Raw genomic sequence first — 17,446 nt, 5'->3', positions numbered from 1 at the left:
GCGGCTGGATGTGCCAGGCTCTGCGACCGTGACTCCTTCGGACGCGGAGCAGGATGACGAGCTGGCCCCGGAGTTGCGGGAGATCGCCGATCGTGCGCACGCTGCCGGGCTGAAGGTGTGGACCCTGCGCTGGAACGCTCACCCGACCGTAGCGATCGTCGGCGAGCCGGAACTGCAGATCGACTTCCCCGCCGGCCGGATAGCCCGGGAAGTGCGCATATCGCGGCGGGACGCGCCGGACTGGGCTTCGACCGACTTCGCGCACTGGGTTTTCCTCGGTGACTACGATGCCTTCCTCGACCGGGCGTCCGGCACGGTGGTCGCTGCCCTCGGGTACACGGCCGACGGGTTCGGTCTTGCTCAGAAGAAGATCCCGGGGCTGGTGCCGATGCCGGAGGACGACCCGGACCTGGCCCCACGTGAGGGCGAGGCGCTGACTGAGACCGCCTTCCGTGAACCGGTCAGATTGCGTGTCGAACACCCATCTGTGGAAGGACTGTCGATCACGATTCAGCGGCCGCCACCGAGGGCGTTACGAGTCGCTTGCCGGGAGAATCCGCGCACGTGGGGCGTCGCGATCACCGGTGTCACCACGGAACGGCACGACCAAGCGCTAGGACTCCTCCAGGAGATCTCCACCTCGTTCTTCATCGACCTCGATCTGAGCTACGGCTTAGCGTTCCGGCTGAAGAAGGACTACCGTGTGGAGTGGGCTTCCGAACCGAGCGACGAGGATGCCTTGTCGACCAAGATGCCGAGGTTTCCCGTTCTCGCGCACAACTATGACGCGGCGTCGTTGTACCTCTACGCGCGAACGCTGGTGTCGGCGCCATTGCTGGAATACCTCGCCTACTACCAGGTGCTCGAATTCTTCATGCCGAAGTACGCGCGAGTGGCCGCCATCCAGAAGCTCCGCGACGTGCTCAGGGATCCACGCTTCGACCACGATGACGACGTCGTGCTCGGCCGGGTCATCGAGATGGTCACCGACACGGGTCGTACCTCGGCGACCGAGCGGGAGCAGTTGAAGGCGACCGTGACACGCTGCGTTGACGCCAGTGCGCTCGTCGGCTACCTCGAAGGTCATCCCCACGGCGCCGCGGCGATGGCCGACAAGAAGCGGATCTCCGACATCCGGCTGCTCAACCCGAAGGACACCAGCGCGTCGCTCGTCGAGCAGGTCTCCGACCGGATCTACGACCTGCGCTGCCGGATCGTCCACGGCAAGGAAGGCGGAAACGGCCGAGGAGAGCCGTTGCGTCCCTTCGGAAGGGAGTCGAAACTGCTCACCTACGACCTCGACCTCATCCGGTTCGTGGCCCAGCGCGTCCTGATCACCTCGAGCGGCCCCGCCACCTGGGGCCGCTGATCACCGCTCCACCACCGGCAACCGCAGCGCTCCCGGCGCGTCCGACGGCACCGCCGGGTTCTTCGGCGCCACCGCCGCCACTCGCCGGTACTCCGCGCCCAGTTCCGGGCGTGGGTCCGCCTCCCCGCGGTTGGGCCAGAACGCCATCGCCCGCTCCGCCTGCGCCGTGATCGTCAGCGACGGATTCACACCCAGGTTCGCCGTGATCGCCGAGCCGTCCACCACGTGCAGTCCCGGGTACCCGTACAGCCGCTGGTACGGGTCGACGACGCCCGTCGAAGGGGAGTCGCCGATCGTGCAGCCGCCGATGAAGTGGCCCGTGATCGGGATGTTCACCATGTCCGTCCACGCGCCTTGCGGGAGGCCGCCGATCTTCTCCGCCACCCGGCGGGTCACCTCGTGGCCCGCCGGGATCCACTCCGGCGACGGCGAGCCCGCTCCCTGGCGGGTCGTCATGCGGCGGCCGAACAGGCCGCGTTTCGTGTACGTCGTCACGGAATTGTCGAGCGTCTGCATCACCAGCAGCCCGATCATCCGCTCCGACCAGTGGCGCGGGTTGTGGATCCGCAGCAGGTCGCGGCGAGAACGCCACAGCTCGCGCAACCCCAGCACCCAGCGGCGACGCCCGGGCGAGCCGTCCACCAGCACCGTCGCCATCAGGCCCATCACGTTGCTGCCGCGGCCGTACCGCACCGGCTCCACGTGCGTGACCTCGTCCGGGTGGATCGACGACGTGATCGCGACACCGCGCGTGTAGTCCGTGTCGCCGCGCAACGACCGCGCCGCCAGCACCGCTTCGGAGTTCGTCCGCGCCAGGAGCCCGAGCCGCGGCGACAGCGAAGGCAGCGTCCCGTTGTCCCGCAGCCGGTGCAGCAGCCGTTGCGTGCCCAGCGCGGCCGCGGAGAACACCACCTGCTGCGCGGTGAACGTCCGGCGCGAGCGGCGGCCGGTGCGGACCGTGTCCACCGCGTACCCGCCGTCGACCGGGCGGACCGACACCGCCGTCGTCAGCGGGTGGACCACCGCGCCGGCCTGTTCGGCCAGGTAGAGGTAGTTCTTGACGGTCGTGTTCTTCGCGCCGACGCGGCAGCCGGTCATGCACTCGCCGCACAGCGTGCACGACTGGCGTGCCGGGCCCGCGCCGCCGAAGAACGGGTCCACCCCGGACTGTCCGAAGTAGACGCCGACCGGCGTGCGGCGGTACGTGTGCCCGATGCCCATGTCGTCGGCCACCTCGCGAAGCACCCGGTCCGCGGGCGTCGTCGCCGGGTTCTCGACCACGCCGAGCATCCGCTTCGCCTGGTCGTAGTACGGCGCCAGCTCGGCCTTCCAGTCCGTGATGTGCGCCCACTGCGGGTCTTCGTAGAACTTGTCCGGGGGTTCGTACAGTGTGTTCGCGTACACCAGCGAACCACCGCCGACGCCGGAACCGCTCATCACGAAGGTGTTCTTCAGCAGCGTCAGCCGCTGGATGCCGAAACAGCCCAGCGCGGGCGCCCACAGGTACCTCCGCAGCCGCCACGACGTCTTCGCGAACTCGTCGTCGGCGAACCGGCGTCCGGTCTCCAGCACGCCGACGCGGTAACCCTTTTCGGTCAGCCGCAACGCCGTCACGCTGCCGCCGAAGCCCGAGCCGATCACGAGGACGTCGTAGTCCGTCACGCCACTGCTCCCATGCGGTAGTCCGCGGGGTCGAGCCGCCGGGTCCGGCGGTCGTACTCGGTGACCAGGCCGGGCCAGTTCGTCGTGACGCGGCCGTCGGCCTGGCGGTACCAGCTCGTGCAGGCGCTCCACACGCTGTGGCCCAGGCGCTTCTGCACTTCGTCGTCGTAGCGCTGCTCGACCTCGGGCCGGACGTCCAAATAGGACACGCCGGGACGCGCGAGCTGCTCCACCGCCTGCCGGATGTACCGGGCCTGGCGCTCGATCATGTAGATGATCGACCCGGCGCCGAGGTTGGTGTTGGGGCCGTAGACGCAGAACAGGTTCGGGAACCCGGGCACGGCCATGCCGAGGTACGCCCGCGGGCCGCCGGACCACTCGTCCTGCAGCGATCGCCCGCCGAGGCCGGTCACCGACAGTCGGCCGAGGAACTCCGTCGCGGCGAACCCGGTGCCGTAGACCAGGACGTCCGCTTCGAGCTCGGTCCCGTCCTCGACCCGCACGCCCTTCTCGGTGATCTCGGTGATCCGCCGCGTCTCGACGTCGACGTTCGGCTGGGCGAGCGCGGGCAGGTAGTCGTTGGTGAAGAGGATCCGCTTGCAGCCCAGGGGATAGGACGGCGTCAGCTTCGCGCGCAGCTCCCGGTTCTTGATGTGGCGGCGGCGCAGCTGCGCGGTCCGCAGCTCGAACATCTTCGCCAGCACGGGGTGTTTCGTCATCGCGTAGGTCGCGTACTCGGCGAGCAGGAAGATCCGCAGCCGGCCGAGCAGCTGCGTGGGCGGCAGGTGCTCGAAGAGCCAGTGCTGCCACGGCCGGTAGCTCGGATCGGACTTCGCCATGACGTACGGCGGCGTCCGCTGGAAGACGGTGACGTGCTGGGCGCGCTTGCGCAGTTCGGGCACGAACTGCACGGCACTGGCCCCGGTCCCGATCACGGCGACGCGCTTGCCGGTCAGGTCGACGTCGTGGTCCCACCGCGCGGAGTGGAAGGCGTCACCGGCGAAGTTCTCGCGGTTGGGGATGGCGGGCAGCACCGGCCGCGACAGCTGCCCGACGGCGGGGACGAAGACGTTCGCTTCGTAGGTCTCGCCGTTTTTGGTCTCGACGCGCCAGAGCCCGCGAGCTTCGTCGAAGGCGGCGGAGGTGACTTCGGTCCGGTACCGGATGTGCGGCTCGAGCCCGTACTTGGCGATGACGCCGCGCAGGTAGGCGAGGATGTCCGGCTGGTGCGAGAACCGCTTCGGCCACCGCGGGTTGGGCTCGAAGGAGAAGGAGTACAGCGGCGACGGGATGTCACAGGCGGCGCCGGGGTAGGTGTTGTCGCGCCAGACCCCACCGGCCTCGGCGGCGCTCTCCAGGATCGTGAAGTCGGTGAACCCGGCGCGCCGCAGTTCGATCGCCGTCCCGATCCCGCCGAACCCGGTGCCCACGATCAGCACCGACGGCCCCTTCGCCGAACTACTCATGCAGGGGAAGTTACGCATCGGGAGGCTGTGACAACAGGACACGATCGGTCACTCGATCGAGAATTCCGGCCACGACAGGATCGAGACCGAGCTGAGCCCGCTTCGGCTCGACATCGCCGAGTGGGTTCCCGCGCGGTGGCCGCCACGCGGACCTCACGAGCTTCTCCTGCGCGCTCGGTGAAGCGGTGAACGGCCCGGGCGGGTACTTCGGCCGGAACCTCGACGCGCTCGCCGACTGCCTGAGAGGCGGTTCCGGTGCGACCGCCCCGTTCACCGTCGCGGACCCCGAGGTGCCGCGGGTCCGCGAAGTGCTCGAATCCGCCGGCGTCACGCTGCGGCCAGCACCCTCACCTCCTGGGTCTCCGCGGCCGGCTCGGCCCAGCTCATCAGCTGCCCGGCCGCGCTCTCCAACGCCGCCAAGTCGCGCTTCGGCAGCTTCTCGAACGGCGTCAGCTCCACGACCGCCGCCTTCTTCGCCGTCTTGATCTCCCAGAACCCGCGGACGTACCCGCCCACCAGCAAGGTCCCCTTCACCAGCCCGTTCTGCGTGATCACCCGCTTGCGGTAGTCGTCCGAAACCACCCGCGTCCGGTCCGCGTACGACAGGATCGTCTGGTCGAACGGCCCCAGCAGCCGCGGCGGGGCCGGCACGTCGGGGTCCGGCACCGACAGCTCCGGCAGGTCGAGCAGCTCCCGGCCGTCCGGATCGCGGTAGCGCCGCAGGTCCATCGACGCCGCCACCTCGCCGAGGCGCGTGATGCCCGCCCACGTCTGGACGTCCGCCACCGACGCCGGGCCGAACGCGCGCAGGTAGCGCGAGATCAGCGAAGCCGGCCAAGGGGGCGAGAGCGGCGAGCCCACCCACTCCTCCAGGCACGCGTACGTCGTCTGCCCCGCTTTGCCCCAGATCGCGCGCGGCGGGGTCTGCACCAGCGGCAGCCGCCCCCGTGCCAGGTGGGTCAGCGACGCCGCGGGCGCGTCCCACCGCCGTGCCAGCTCCGCGCCCAGGGCCGTGCTCGACAGCGGCGAGCGTGCGAGCAGCTCCCGCGCTGCCGCGGCGACCTCGGTGTGGTCCAGCCCCGCCAGCGGAGCCGCGTGCTGGGTGTTCGACTTCAGGTCGCGCTCGTACAGCACCTGGACCACCGGGCGCCACGCCAAGGCGTCCGCCGCCGTCACCAGGTGGACCGTGCCGCGCATCAGCGCGATCCGGACCACCTGCCTGCTCTCCAGCAGCGAAGCCAGCTCCGCCGGCCGGAAACCGTGCAGCCGCGGCCACAGCGCGTAGTACGGCGGGAACGGCGCCTGCGCCTGGAGCCCTGCCAGGTGTTCCACCGCTTCGAAAGCGGACATCTTCGCGCGGCGGAGCAGCAGCTGGCGCTCCAGCGTCGCCCGGTTCAGGGCCCGTCGGCTCAAGGTCTCCACGGCGCTCACCCTAACGATCACCCCGGACAGTTCCGGTCCTCGATTGCACGCGGATAGCGCGTGATCCATACTTCCGGCCATGGCCGAGCTCGCCGCGCCCGCCGTCGGGGACTGGGACTTCCCGCGCGGCACCGCGAGCATCGAACTGATGACCCGGTTCGCCGCCGAACGCGGCCTGCCCGCCGAAAAGCTGCTCGCCGCCACGACGCTGTCGCCGGAGCTGCTCACCGACGCCGGCGTCCAGGTCGACGCCCGCCAGGAGCTCGCCGTCGTCCGGGCGCTGAGCGAACTGGACGGTTCGGACGCGACGGCGCTGGAGCTCGGCAGCCGCTACCGCGTCACCACCTTCGGCATCTTCGGCTTCGCCTGCATCAGCAGCCCGACGCTGCGCGACGCGATGCTGTTCGCGCTGCGCTACTTCGACCTCAGCTTCGCCTTCTGCATCCCGCGCGTCACGCTCGAAAGCGACCGCCTGACGCTCGAGCTCGACGACACCCGCGTCCCCGCCGACGTCGCCCGGTTCCTCGTGCTGCGCGACCTGGCCGCCATCTTCACCGTGATGCGCGACCTGCTGCCGGAGATCGCGCTGGACGACCTGAGCTTCCGGCACCCGGCGGCCGCTCCGGACGCCTACCTGACGACGTTCGGGCTGCGTCCCCGCTTCGACGCCGACGCCTGCCGCGCGACGCTCGACCCGGAGCTGCTGCTGCTCCCGCTGCCGCAGGCCAACGACCAGACCGTCGCCCTGTGCGCCGCGCAGTGCGAAGCGCTCGTCACGCGGCGGCGGCAGCGCTCGGGCATCTCGCAGCAGGTCCGGGAACGGCTGGTCCGCCTGGGCGGGGTCGACGCCGGGATGGACGAGATCGCCCGCCAGCTCACCCTCAGCACGCGCACGCTGCGCCGTCGGCTCACCGAAGCGGGCACGAGCTACCGGGCACTCGTCGACGAAGTCCGCCACACGCTGGCCGAAGAGCTGCTCGACACCGGCGTGCTGTCGGTCGAGGACGTCGCCTACCGGCTCGGGTACGCCGAGGCGTCGAGCTTCATCTACGCGTTCAAGCGCTGGACCGGGATGACGCCGGCGGCGTTCGCCCGTCGCTTCCGCGCCGCTCGGCAAGCACCGCCGGGTAGGTCAGCTTCAGCAGGTTCAGGATCGAGTCGGTGAGGAAGGTGCGCAGGGCCGCGCGGTCGAGCGTGCCGCGGATCAGCCACTCGCGCGACGCCGCCCGCAGCATCCCGCCGAACGACCGGATCATCGCGCGCAGCTCTTCGCGGCCTTCGGTCACGCCGGTCATCAGCGCGGCCTCCAGGACGCGGTCGGCGGCGATTTCGTCGGCCTCCAGCATGATCCGCTCGATTTCGGGGTCGCGTCCGGCCGACTCGGGCCCGATGACGGTCAGCCACGCGTCGCGGTTGCGGTCCACGACTTCGATCCAGCGCTCGACGCCGATCGCCAGCCGCTGCTCCATCGTGGTGTCCGGCAGCGCTTCGGTGACCGGCGCGGGCACGATCATCAGCTGCCGCACGACTTCCAGGTAGAGCTCGCGCTTCCCGCCGAAGTAGTGGTTGATCAGCGGGCGCGCCACCCCGGCGGCCTCGGCGATGTCCGAAGTGGACACCGACGCGTAGCTGCCCGCCCCGAACAGGCGCCGCGCGGCGGCGAGGATCTCCGCCCGCCGCTCGGCCGGTTCGAGGCGGCGCCGCCGCGGCCGGGTGCCACTGGTCATCCGCTCAGCCTCGCGGGGGATCGGCAGCCTGTCAACAAGTAGTTGACCCCTCGTCAAGAGGGGTGGCTCCGGTGGCGGGCACGGCATGTTTCACGCCGGCCGCCGCCGTTACGCAACCGGAACAACCCGCCGGTAACTCCCCGGCACCCGGATGCGACGAGACGGCAGGGACCCGTGACCGGTGGCAGGAGCCGATGACCGAAGAAGACGCGCCGATCCGGCAGGCCGGACGCTGGGTGAGCGTCCGCCTGCAGCATCGCCACGTCAGCTTCGACGAGGGCTTCGAGGTCGAAGAGCCACCGCCGGACGGCGACTGCGCGGACGAGGAATCGCTTTCGTACTCGGGCATCGTGATCACCGGCTACGACGAGGGTGCGAAAGTCTCCGAGCAGTGGATCCCGCTCGGCATCGACCCGTCCGAAGCGGACGACGAACGGCTGATCGAGCAGCTGCGCGAGGCGCTGCTGTGGCAGTCGGGCCGTCCCCCGCGGACCGCGGGCGAGTGACTCACGAGCCGGTGCGCAGGCCCTCGAACGCCACCTTGCAGACCGCGTCCGCGACCTCCTCCGCCGACGAGCCGCGCCGGGGGCGGTACCACTCGATCAGCGAGTTCACCATGCCGAAGACCAGCCGCGCGGTCACCGCCGGGTCGACGTCCGGGCGGAGGTCGCCCTCCGCCACCGCCTGCTTCACCAGGTCCGTCACCAGGCGGTCGAACTCGCGCCGGCGGGTGAGCGCGGCGCGCTCCACCTTCGTGTTGCCGCGCACGCGCAGCAGCAGCGTGACGAACGGGAGCCGGTCGGCGAGGACCAGGACGCTGCCGCGGACCAGGTGTTCCAGCCGGTCGATCGCGGGGCCGTCGAGCCGGTCGGTCGACGCCGCCACCTCGAACAGCCCGTCCAGCGCCCGGTCCACCGACAGCCGCAGCAGTTCTTCCTTGCTGGGCACGTGGTGGTAGATCGCCGACTTCGTGATGCCGAGCTTGCGGGAGAGGTCCTCCATGCTCGTGCCGTCGTAGCCGCGCTCGTTGAACAGCTTCACCGCCACCTGCAGCAGCGATTCGAGGTCGTAGCCGGGGCGCCCGCGGCGGGGCGCGGTCACGGCGTCTCCCGCTGGTCGACGATCCGCCGCATCTTGCCCATCGACCGCTCGAGGGTGTCCGGGTCGACGACGTCCACCGACACGGTCACCCCGACGCCGTCCTTCACCCCGCTCACCAGCGCGGCAGCCGCAGCTTCCCGCTGGGAGCCCGGAGCGTCGTGGCGCGCCTCGACCAGCACGGTCAGGTGGTCGAGCCGCCCGCGCGTGGACCGGACGAGCTGGAAGTGCGGGCTCAGCCCTTCGGTCCGCAGCACGATCTCCTCGATCTGCGTCGGGAAGACGTTGACCCCGCGCAGGATGATCAGGTCGTCGGTGCGGCCGGTCACCTTGTCCATCCGCCGGAACGCCGGGCGCGCGGTGCCGGGGCGCAACGCCGTGAGGTCGCGGGTGCGGTAGCGGATGATCGGCAGCGCCTGCTTGGTCAGCGACGTGAACAGCAGCTCGCCGGTTTCCCCGCTGCCCAGGACCTCCTCGGAGTACGGGTCGATCACCTCGGGGTAGAAGTGGTCCTCCCAGATGTGCAGGCCGTCCTTCGTCTCGACGCACTCCTGCGCGACGCCCGGCCCCATCACCTCCGACAGCCCGTAGATGTCGACGGCGTCGAGCGCGAACCGCTCCTCGATCTCCGCGCGCATCTGCTCGGTCCACGGCTCGGCGCCGAAGATGCCCACCTTCAGCGAAGAAGAGCGCGGGTCGACGCCCTGGCGCTCGAACTCGTCGAGCAGCGTCAGCATGTACGACGGCGTGACCATGATGATCTCGGGCCGGAAGTCGGTGATCAGCTGCACCTGCCGCGCGGTCATGCCGCCCGACGCCGGGATCACCGTGCAGCCCAGCTTCTCCGCGCCGTAGTGCGCGCCGAGCCCGCCGGTGAACAGGCCGTAGCCGTAGGCGACGTGCACCTTGTGCCCGGGCCGCCCGCCCGCGGCGTGGATCGACCGGGCCATCACCGTCGCCCAGGTGTCGATGTCCTGCTCGGTGTAGCCGACGACGGTGGCCTTGCCGGTGGTGCCGCTGGAGGCGTGGATGCGCCGGACGTCGGCCTGCGGCACCGCGAACATCCCGAACGGGTAGTTCTCGCGCAGGTCCTGCTTGGTCGTGAACGGGAACTTCGCCAGGTCGGCGAGCTCCTTGCAGTCGTCGGGGTGCACGCCGGCGGCGTCGAACTTCCGCGTGTAGGCGGGCACGTTCGCGTAGGCGTGCCTGAGCGTCCACTGCAGACGTTCCAGCTGGAGGGCGGCCAGTTCGTCCGCGCCGATGTTCGCCTCGATCATGCGTCGCCCCGTTTCGCGGAGATGGCGCGGCTGCGGCCGCGGAATTCGGCGACGACCTCGGGCCCGCCGGGGGTCTCCCGGTGCACGGTGACGTCGTAGATGCCGTTGCGGCCGTAGCGGGTGCGCTCGGTGGCCGTGGCGACGAGGTGGTCGCCGAGCCGGCCGGCCGCGACGAACGAGATTTCGGCGCCCGCGGCCACGGTCACCGGGCCGTGGGTGTTGCAGGCGCAGGCGAACGCGGTGTCGGCGAGCAGGAAGACGTACCCGCCGTGGGCGATGTCGTGGCCGTTGACCATCTCGCGGGTGATCGTCATGGTCGCCACGGCCCGGCCTTCGCCCGCTTCGACGAGTTCGATCCCCAGCGCGCGGGAAGCCTCGTCGGCGGCGAACATGGTGTGCGCGGCGTTGGTCATGTGCTCGCTCTCCAGACTGACCGAATGGACGGTCACCTCGCGGTGTCGCTCAGTAAAGGCAGTGCTCGGGGCCGTGTCAAGCACCGCCCCTTCCGATCTCCGGGGCCAGCGGCTACCATGGCAATTACTGAACGTCCGGTAGGTAATTCGGCGGGAGAGGTCGGACCTGATGGCATTGCTGCGCAGTTACGTCTCCGGGGAGTGGCACACGGCGTCCGGCGATGGCGTCCCGCTGCACGACGCGGCCACGGGCGAAGAGGTCGCCCGGATCTCGTCGGCGGGCGTCGACTTCGCGGGCGCGCTGGAGTACGGCCGCCGCGTGGGCGGCCCGGCGCTGCGTGAGCTGACGTTCCACCAGCGCGCGGCCCTGCTGAAGGCGCTGGCTTCGCACCTGCGCGAGCACCGCGAGGAGCTGTACGCGCTTTCCGCGCGCACCGGCGCCACGCTGGGTGACTCGAAGTTCGACATCGACGGCGGCATCGGCGTCCTGTTCAGCTACGGCTCGAAGGGCAAGCGCGAGCTGCCGAACGACACCGTCTACGTCGAAGGCGCGGTCGAGCCGCTCTCGCGCGGGGGCACGTTCGTCGCCCAGCACATCGCGACGCCGCTGCGGGGCGTGGCGGTGCAGATCAACGCGTTCAACTTCCCCGTCTGGGGCCCGCTGGAGAAGTTCGCCCCCGCGTTCCTCGCCGGCGTCCCGAGCCTGGTCAAGCCGGCCAGCTCGACGGCGTACCTGACCGCGCGGCTGGTCGAGCTGATCATCGAGTCGGGGATCCTGCCCGAGGGCTCGCTGCAGTTCGTCGCCGGCAGCGTCGGCGACCTGCTCGACCACGTCACCGCGCAGGACCTGGTGTCCTTCACCGGCTCGGCCTCGACCGCGCAGAAGCTGCGGGCGCACCCGGCGATCATCCGCAACGCCGTCCGGTTCAACGCCGAGGCCGACTCGCTGAACTGCTCGATCCTCGGCCCGGACGCGGTCAAGGGCACCACCGAGTTCGACCTGTTCGTCAAGCAGCTGACCAGCGAGATGACGGTCAAGGCGGGCCAGAAGTGCACCGCGATCCGCCGCGCGTTCGTGCCCGCGGAGCTGCTCGACGACGTCGCCGCTGCCGCGTCGGCGCGGCTCGCGAAGGTGACCGTCGGCAACCCGGCGGCCGAGGGTGTCCGGATGGGCGCGCTGGCCAGCCTGGAGCAGCGCGAGGAGGTCCGGCGCTCGCTCAAGGCGCTGCTGGACGCCGGCAGCGTCGTCTTCGGCGACCCGGAGAAGGTCGACGTGGTCGACGCCGACGCCGAGCGCGGCGCGTTCATCTCCCCGGTGCTGCTCAAGGCCGACCCGGAGCGCTCGGAGCCGCACGAGGTCGAGGCGTTCGGCCCGGTCTCGACGCTGATGCCCTACACGTCCACCGAGCAGGTCGTCGACTTCGCCGCGCGCGGCGGCGGCAGCCTCGCCGGGTCGATCGTGTCGGCGGACCGGGAGTTCGTCCGCGAGGTCGTGCTGGGCGCGGCGCCGTTCCACGGCCGCCTGCTCGTCCTGGACGCCGAGGACGCGAAGGAGTCCACCGGCCACGGTTCGCCGATGCCGCAGCTGGTCCACGGCGGCCCCGGCCGCGCGGGCGGCGGCGAGGAGATGGGCGGCATCCGCGGCGTGCTGCACCACATGCAGCGCACCGCCGTGCAGGGCTCGCCCGCGGTGCTGTCCGCGGTGACCGGCCGCTGGGTGACCGGCGCGCCGCGGACCGAGGGCGACGTCCACCCGTTCCGCAAGTCCCTGGCCGAGCTGCGCATCGGCGACTCGGTCGTCGCCGGGCCGCGCACGGTCACGCAGGAGGACGTCGACCACTTCGCCGAGTTCACCGGCGACACGTTCTACGCCCACACCGACCCCGAGGCCGCCGCCGCGAACCCGCTGTTCGGCGGGATCGTCGCGCACGGCTACCTGGTCGTCTCGTTCGCCGCGGGGTTGTTCGTCTCGCCCGAGCCCGGCCCGGTGCTGGCCAACTACGGCCTCGAGAACCTGCGCTTCCTCACGCCGGTCAAGGTCGGCGACTCGCTGACCGTGACGCTCACCGCCAAGCAGATCACCCCGCGGATCGACCAGGAGTACGGCGAGGTCCGCTGGGACGCCGACGTGACCAACGCCGAGGGCGAGTCCGTGGCGAAGTACGACGTCCTGACCCTGGTGTCGAAGGAGCAGCCGTGACCTTGGATGGGACACAGCTTCAGGAGCAGTTCGAAGCCGTCATCGAGCGCGACCAGCGCATCGAGCCGCGCGACTGGGTGCCCGAGGGCTACCGCAAGACGATGATCCGCCAGATCGCGCAGCACGCGCACTCGGAGATCATCGGCATGCAGCCCGAAGGCAACTGGATCACGCGGGCGCCGTCGTTGCGGCGCAAGGCGATCCTGCTGGCGAAGGTGCAGGACGAAGCCGGCCACGGCCTCTACCTGTACTCCGCGGCGGCGACGCTGGGCGCGGACCGCGCCGACCTGACCGACAAGCTGATCACCGGCAGGCAGAAGTACTCGTCGATCTTCAACTATCCGACGCTGACCTTCGCCGACGTCGGCGTGATCGGCTGGCTGGTCGACGGCGCGGCGATCTGCAACCAGGTGCCGCTGTGCCGGTCGTCGTACGGGCCCTACGCGCGGGCGATGATCCGCATCTGCAAGGAGGAGTCCTTCCACCAGCGGCAGGGGTTCGAGCTGCTGATGACGATGATGCGCGGCACCGATCAGCAGCGGGAGATGGTCCAGGAGGCCGTGAACCGCTGGTGGTGGCCGTCGCTGATGATGTTCGGCCCGCCGGACGCCGACTCGCCGAACACCGCGCAGTCGATGGCGTGGAAGGTCAAGCGGCACACCAACGACGAGCTGCGGCAGCGCTTCGTCGACATGTCGGTCCCGCAGGCTGCCGCGTTGGGGGTCACCTTCCCGGACCCCGACCTGAAGTGGAACGCCGAGCGCGGGCACTACGACTTCGGTGCGGTCGACTGGGACGAGTTCAAGAACGTGCTGAAGGGCAACGGCCCGTGCAACGCGTCGCGGATCGCGCACCGGCGCCGCGCGCACGAAGACGGTGCGTGGGTGCGGGAAGCCGCCGTGGCGCACGCGGAGAAGAAGGAGCGCAAGTGAGCGACCTGACGGCCGAAGGCGGCCACGGCGCCGTCCCGCTGGAGGGCGTGCCCGCCGCACCGGGCCCGGTGAAGCACGACTGGCCGCTGTACGAGGTGTTCGTCCGCGGCAAGCGCGGCCTGAACCACGTGCACGTCGGCTCGCTGCACGCGGCCGACGACGAGATGGCGCTGCACCACGCGCGTGACCTCTACACGCGGCGCAACGAAGGCGTGTCGATCTGGGTCGTGCGTGCCGCGGACATCACGGCGTCGTCGCCGGACGAGAAGGACCCGTTCTTCGCGCCCAGCGGCGACAAGGTCTACCGGCACCCGACGTTCTACGACATCCCCGAGGAGGTGCCGCACATATGAGTTTCGACAACGTGTACGAGTCGCTGACCGAGGAGAACGACGCCCGCTGGGCGTTCGGCACCGGCTTCGAGGACCCGCTGTCCGGAGTGGACACTTCGGTGCCGTCCGGTGTGGACGGTGCGCGGCTGGCCGCCTACTGCCTGATGCTGGGCGACGACGCACTGATCTTCTCCCACCGGCTGCAGGAGTGGTGCACGAACGCGCCCGAGCTGGAGGACGAAGTCGCGATCGCCAACATCGGCCTCGACCTGCTCGGCCAGGCGCGGCTGCTGCTCGCCCGCGCCGGCAAGGCCGACGGCTCGTCGCGCACCGAAGACTCGTTCGCTTTCCTGCGCGCGGAAACCGAGTTCCGCAACGTCCGGCTCGCGGAGCTCGGCGGCGGCCACTTCGGGCACCTGATCGCGCGGCTGTTCGTGTTCTCGACGTGGCGGCTGGCGCTGCTGCAGCGGCTGGTGACGTCGGTGGACCCGGTGCTGGCCGCGATCGCGGACAAGGGCGTCAAGGAGCTGACCTACCACCGCGACTACGCGGCGCAGTGGCTCGTCCGCCTCGGCGACGGCACGCCGTTGTCGCACGAGCGGATGCAGGAAGGGCTCGACGCGGCCTGGCCGTACGTCGGGGAACTGTTCCGCACGCACCCGGACGAGCTGGTGGACGCGGCTTCGCTGCGGCCCGAGTTCGACGCGGTGCTGGACCAGGCCCTCACGGCGGCAACGCTTTCCCGGCCTGCCGCCGGTGAGCTGGCCGGCGTCTCGGGCCGCACGGGCCGCGACGGCGTCCACACCGAGCAGATGGGGTTCCTGCTGGCGGAGCTGCAGAGCGTCGCCCGGGCGATGCCGGACGCGAAGTGGTGACCGCGGCGGCCGTCGCGGCGACGGTGACCGACCCCGAGCTGCCGATGCTGACGCTCGCGGACCTGGGCGTGCTGCGCTCGGTGTCCGAGGACGAGGGCCGCGTGGTCGTGGCGATCACGCCGACCTACACCGGCTGCCCGGCGATGGACACCATGCGCGACGACCTGGAGCACGCGCTGCTTTCGGCGGGCTTCGCGGACGTCGAGATCCGGACGCAGCTGGCGCCGGCGTGGACGTCGGACTGGATTTCGGCCGCCGGCCGGGAAAAGCTGGCCTCGGCGGGGATCGCCCCGCCGGGAGCGGCGCCCCGGCGGACCGGCCCGATCCCGCTGACGCTGTCGGCGCCGGTCACGCGGGTTTCGTGCCCGCTGTGCGGTTCCCCGGACACCGAAGAGCAGTCCCGCTTCGGCGCGACGGCGTGCAAGGCCTTGTGGCGCTGCCGTTCGTGTGCGGAGCCGTTCGAGCACGTCAAGGAGATCTGAGGTGGCGTTTCATCCCCTGAAGGTCGCGGGCGTCACGCGGTTGACCGACGACGCGGTCGCGGTGACGTTCGACGTGCCTCCCGCATTGTCCGCCGAGTTCGCCTTCAAACCGGGTCAGTCACTGACCCTGCGCCGGGCGGTGGACGGCCGCGACGAGCGCCGGTCGTACTCGATCTGCGCGGCGGCGGGCACGGCACCCCGGGTGGGCGTCCGCCTGGTCCCGGACGGCCTGTTCTCGTCCTGGCTGGTGAACGAGGTCCGCCCGGGCGACACGATCGACGTGGCCACGCCGACGGGGTCGTTCACCCCGGACCTGTCGGCGGGCGGCCACCACGTCCTGATCGCGGCGGGCTCGGGCATCACCCCGGTGCTCTCGATCGTGGCGTCGTTGCTGGACACCCCGGACGCGACGGTGACGGTCCTGTACGGCAACCGCCGCACGGACACGGTGATGTTCGCCGACGAGCTGGCGGACCTGAAGGACCGCGCACCCGCGCGCCTGGAGCTGATCCACGTGCTCTCGCGCGAACCGCGCGAGGCGGAGCTGTTCACCGGGCGCCTGGACGTGCCGAAGCTGCGTGCGCTGTTCTCGTCGCTGGTTCCGGTGTCGTCGGTGGACCACTGGTGGCTGTGCGGCCCGTTCGAGATGGTGACGGGCGCGCAGGAGCTGCTGACGTCCCTGGACGTCCCGCGCGCGCGGATCCACCAGGAGCTGTTCTACGTCGACACCCCACCGGAGCCGGTGACGCACCTCGACCCGGACGTGGCGGGCGAGTCCTCCGAGGTCCGCGTGGTCCTGGACGGCCGTTCGTCGACGATGACCCTGCCCCGGACGACGTCGGTCCTGGATGGAGCCCAGAAGTTCCGCCCGGATCTGCCGTTCGCCTGCAAGGGCGGCGTGTGCGGCACCTGCCGGGCCCGGGTGACGGACGGCAAGGTGGACCTGCGCCGCAACTTCGCGCTGGAGGAGGCGGAGGTCGAGGCGGGCTTCGTGCTGACGTGCCAGTCGTACCCGGTCTCGGAGGAGATCACAGTCGACTTCGACGCCTGATCAGCGGCCGCGGCGACGGCGGCGGCGTGGCCTCGGCTCCGTCACTTGGTCCTCGGGTGGCGTGCCCGGTTCCTCCGGCGCCGCTTCCCGGGCGAGCGGGTCCGTCAGGCCCAGCATCTCCGCCGCCAGCTGCTGCGAACTCGCGAACATCCCCGTCGGGGCCTCGCTCGACCGTCGCAGCGCTGCCGGGCGGAGGCGGTTGTAGCCGCGGACCGTCACCGGACGGCGGAGGCGGAGTTCGTACGCCTTCTCGTCCGCGAGCTCCGCGGCCAGTTCGCGGTCGACCAGGATCGTGCCCGGGCGGGCCACCGACGTCAGGCGGGCCGCCAGGTTGACCACCGAGCCGTAGACGTCGCCGAAGCGGGACAGGATGCGGCCCGACGCCATGCCCGCGCGGACCGCCGGGAGGCTCTCGTCCGCCGACGTGCGCTCGGTCAGGGCCAGTGCGATCTCCGCCGCGTCGGGCGCCGAGTCCGCGACGAACAGGACTTCGTCGCCGATCATCTTCACCACGCGGCCGTGGTGCTCGGCGATCACCTCGGTGGCCAGCGTCTCGAACGCGTCGAGGACCCGGCTCAGCTCTTCCTCGTCGATCTGGCGGGTCAGCCGCGTGTAGCCGACCATGTCCACGAACCCCACGACCTGGGTGCGCGCCTCGACGTTGTCGCCCGAGGCCGCGAACGCGCGGCCGGCGTAGGCCGCCAGGTGGCGGCGCCAGACGAAGTTCTGGACCCGCTCCAGCTCCGGCAGCAGCCGGTCGACCAGGCGGGTCACCTGGCGCTCGCTGCGGCCCAGTTCCGGCTGCTCCCGGATCAGCTCCCACAGCATGTCGACCTGCCACTCGGCCAGCCGCGACAGGTGCTGGCCGAGCGCGCGCGTCACCGAGACCTCGATGCTCGGGTCGATCAGCCCCGACTGGACCAGCTGGTCCGCCGTCCGCATGGCTTCGACGTCGGCGTCGGTGAAGACCACCTCGTCGTCGCGCACCGTCGCGAAGCCCAGCGCGCGCCAGAGCCGGCGTGACCGTTCGTCGGGCACGCCGGCCTTCTCGGCCACTTCGAGCCGGGTGTACTTCCGCCTGCCGCCGAGCAGGACGCGTTCGAGCCGCTGCTGAAGCTCCTCGCTCGGATCGGTCACGGC

17 protein-coding genes and 1 pseudogene are annotated in these 17,446 nt (G+C 70.9%); 10 read left to right on the top strand and 8 right to left on the bottom strand.

The genetic code is table 11. The features are described 5' to 3' along the window. The first annotated feature begins 28 nt into the window (after nt 1-28). The gene (locus AB0B33_RS22220; RefSeq protein ID WP_360774728.1) at nt 29-1,369 is read left to right on the top strand and encodes a hypothetical protein; all 1,341 of its coding nucleotides are present in this window, start codon (nt 29-31) and stop codon (nt 1,367-1,369) included. On the opposite strand, the gene AB0B33_RS22215 is transcribed toward AB0B33_RS22220, so the two are convergent. Continuing rightward, nucleotides 1,370-3,031 carry a GMC family oxidoreductase gene (locus AB0B33_RS22215; protein WP_360774726.1) on the bottom strand — a complete coding sequence of 554 codons (1,662 nt, stop codon included), beginning with the start codon at nt 3,029-3,031 and terminating at the stop codon, nt 1,370-1,372. After that, complete coding sequence (locus AB0B33_RS22210; protein ID WP_360774723.1) at nt 3,028-4,497, bottom strand: NAD(P)/FAD-dependent oxidoreductase; 1,470 nt, start codon at nt 4,495-4,497, stop codon at nt 3,028-3,030. The genes AB0B33_RS22215 and AB0B33_RS22210 overlap by 4 nt, the downstream gene beginning before the upstream one ends. A 149-nt stretch (nt 4,498-4,646) precedes the next feature. On the opposite strand from AB0B33_RS22210, the pseudogene AB0B33_RS22205 reads away from it, so the two are divergent. Next, a pseudogene (locus tag AB0B33_RS22205) lies at nt 4,647-4,739 on the top strand (barstar family protein); the annotation flags it as partial. Nucleotides 4,740-4,824: 85 nt separating this feature from the next. Here AB0B33_RS22205 and AB0B33_RS22200 read toward each other — a convergent pair. After that, a complete protein-coding gene (locus AB0B33_RS22200) occupies nt 4,825-5,919 on the bottom strand; it encodes a winged helix DNA-binding domain-containing protein (RefSeq protein ID WP_360774720.1) in 1,095 nt (364 codons plus the stop codon). 79 nt (nt 5,920-5,998) lie between these two features. On the opposite strand from AB0B33_RS22200, the gene AB0B33_RS22195 reads away from it, so the two are divergent. Continuing rightward, the gene (locus AB0B33_RS22195; protein WP_360774717.1) at nt 5,999-7,084 is read left to right on the top strand and encodes an AraC family transcriptional regulator ligand-binding domain-containing protein; all 1,086 of its coding nucleotides are present in this window, start codon (nt 5,999-6,001) and stop codon (nt 7,082-7,084) included. Here the strand turns inward: AB0B33_RS22195 and AB0B33_RS22190 are convergent. Beyond that, nucleotides 6,975-7,646, bottom strand: coding sequence for a TetR/AcrR family transcriptional regulator (locus tag AB0B33_RS22190; protein WP_247013743.1), 672 nt, complete (start codon nt 7,644-7,646; stop codon nt 6,975-6,977). The two genes, AB0B33_RS22195 and AB0B33_RS22190, sit on opposite strands and share 110 nt — an antisense overlap. Nucleotides 7,647-7,840: 194 nt before the next feature. On the opposite strand from AB0B33_RS22190, the gene AB0B33_RS22185 reads away from it, so the two are divergent. After that, nucleotides 7,841-8,152 (top strand): hypothetical protein, encoded by a 312-nt coding sequence (locus AB0B33_RS22185; RefSeq protein WP_247013742.1) that lies wholly within the window; start codon nt 7,841-7,843, stop codon nt 8,150-8,152. Between the two features lies 1 nt (nt 8,153). Here the strand turns inward: AB0B33_RS22185 and AB0B33_RS22180 are convergent, their stop codons facing one another. The 3 genes from AB0B33_RS22180 to paaI are packed head-to-tail and all read right to left on the bottom strand — an operon-like array spanning nt 8,154 to nt 10,434. Next, a complete protein-coding gene (locus AB0B33_RS22180; protein WP_360774713.1) occupies nt 8,154-8,747 on the bottom strand; it encodes a TetR/AcrR family transcriptional regulator in 594 nt (197 codons plus the stop codon). Continuing rightward, nucleotides 8,744-10,021 (bottom strand): phenylacetate--CoA ligase PaaK, encoded by a 1,278-nt coding sequence (gene paaK / locus AB0B33_RS22175; RefSeq protein WP_360774710.1) that lies wholly within the window; start codon nt 10,019-10,021, stop codon nt 8,744-8,746. The genes AB0B33_RS22180 and paaK overlap by 4 nt, the downstream gene beginning before the upstream one ends. Further along, nucleotides 10,018-10,434 (bottom strand): hydroxyphenylacetyl-CoA thioesterase PaaI, encoded by a 417-nt coding sequence (gene paaI, locus AB0B33_RS22170; RefSeq protein ID WP_360774708.1) that lies wholly within the window; start codon nt 10,432-10,434, stop codon nt 10,018-10,020. The genes paaK and paaI overlap by 4 nt, the downstream gene beginning before the upstream one ends. 169 nt (nt 10,435-10,603) lie before the next feature. Here paaI and paaZ point away from each other — a divergent pair, with 169 nt between their 5' ends. From paaZ to paaE, 6 genes are all read left to right on the top strand, one after another. Then, entirely contained in the window at nt 10,604-12,634 is a 2,031-nt protein-coding gene (gene paaZ / locus AB0B33_RS22165; protein WP_360774705.1) for a phenylacetic acid degradation bifunctional protein PaaZ, read from the top strand. After that, nucleotides 12,631-13,566 (top strand): 1,2-phenylacetyl-CoA epoxidase subunit PaaA, encoded by a 936-nt coding sequence (paaA, locus tag AB0B33_RS22160; RefSeq protein ID WP_360774702.1) that lies wholly within the window; start codon nt 12,631-12,633, stop codon nt 13,564-13,566. Before paaZ ends, paaA begins: the two co-directional genes overlap by 4 nt. Before the next feature lie 68 nt (nt 13,567-13,634). Then, the gene (gene paaB, locus AB0B33_RS22155) at nt 13,635-13,919 is read left to right on the top strand and encodes a 1,2-phenylacetyl-CoA epoxidase subunit PaaB (RefSeq protein WP_247025279.1); all 285 of its coding nucleotides are present in this window, start codon (nt 13,635-13,637) and stop codon (nt 13,917-13,919) included. Next, the gene (gene paaC, locus AB0B33_RS22150) at nt 13,916-14,773 is read left to right on the top strand and encodes a 1,2-phenylacetyl-CoA epoxidase subunit PaaC (protein ID WP_360774700.1); all 858 of its coding nucleotides are present in this window, start codon (nt 13,916-13,918) and stop codon (nt 14,771-14,773) included. Before paaB ends, paaC begins: the two co-directional genes overlap by 4 nt. Continuing rightward, nucleotides 14,767-15,255, top strand: coding sequence for a 1,2-phenylacetyl-CoA epoxidase subunit PaaD (gene paaD, locus AB0B33_RS22145; protein ID WP_360774697.1), 489 nt, complete (start codon nt 14,767-14,769; stop codon nt 15,253-15,255). Before paaC ends, paaD begins: the two co-directional genes overlap by 7 nt. Nucleotide 15,256: 1 nt before the next feature. Then, nucleotides 15,257-16,306, top strand: a complete 1,050-nt coding sequence (paaE, locus tag AB0B33_RS22140; RefSeq protein WP_360774694.1) for a 1,2-phenylacetyl-CoA epoxidase subunit PaaE — start codon at nt 15,257-15,259, stop codon at nt 16,304-16,306. On the opposite strand, the gene AB0B33_RS22135 is transcribed toward paaE, so the two are convergent. Next, complete coding sequence (locus tag AB0B33_RS22135) at nt 16,307-17,443, bottom strand: adenylate/guanylate cyclase domain-containing protein (protein ID WP_360774692.1); 1,137 nt, start codon at nt 17,441-17,443, stop codon at nt 16,307-16,309. Nucleotides 17,444-17,446 lie beyond the last annotated feature (3 nt).

Source organism: Amycolatopsis sp. NPDC049159 (assembly GCF_040648295.1).
Lineage (GTDB): Bacteria > Actinomycetota > Actinomycetes > Mycobacteriales > Pseudonocardiaceae > Amycolatopsis > Amycolatopsis pretoriensis_A.
The sequence above is the reverse complement of the archived record's forward strand: the minus strand, read 5'-3'. Positions and strand labels throughout refer to the sequence as shown.

Bases quoted from the DNA above. Each gene is read 5' to 3' on its own strand.
- paaC (WP_360774700.1), top strand. From the start codon at position 13,916: ATGAGTTTCGACAACGTGTACGAGTCGCTGACCGAGGAGAACGACGCC.
- AB0B33_RS22210 (WP_360774723.1), bottom strand. From the start codon at position 4,497: ATGAGTAGTTCGGCGAAGGGGCCGTCGGTGCTGATCGTGGGCACCGGG.
- AB0B33_RS22195 (WP_360774717.1), top strand. From the start codon at position 5,999: ATGGCCGAGCTCGCCGCGCCCGCCGTCGGGGACTGGGACTTCCCGCGC.
- paaZ (WP_360774705.1), top strand. From the start codon at position 10,604: ATGGCATTGCTGCGCAGTTACGTCTCCGGGGAGTGGCACACGGCGTCC.
- paaI (WP_360774708.1), bottom strand. From the start codon at position 10,434: ATGACCAACGCCGCGCACACCATGTTCGCCGCCGACGAGGCTTCCCGC.
- paaK (WP_360774710.1), bottom strand. From the start codon at position 10,021: ATGATCGAGGCGAACATCGGCGCGGACGAACTGGCCGCCCTCCAGCTG.
- AB0B33_RS22190 (WP_247013743.1), bottom strand. From the start codon at position 7,646: ATGACCAGTGGCACCCGGCCGCGGCGGCGCCGCCTCGAACCGGCCGAG.
- AB0B33_RS22185 (WP_247013742.1), top strand. From the start codon at position 7,841: ATGACCGAAGAAGACGCGCCGATCCGGCAGGCCGGACGCTGGGTGAGC.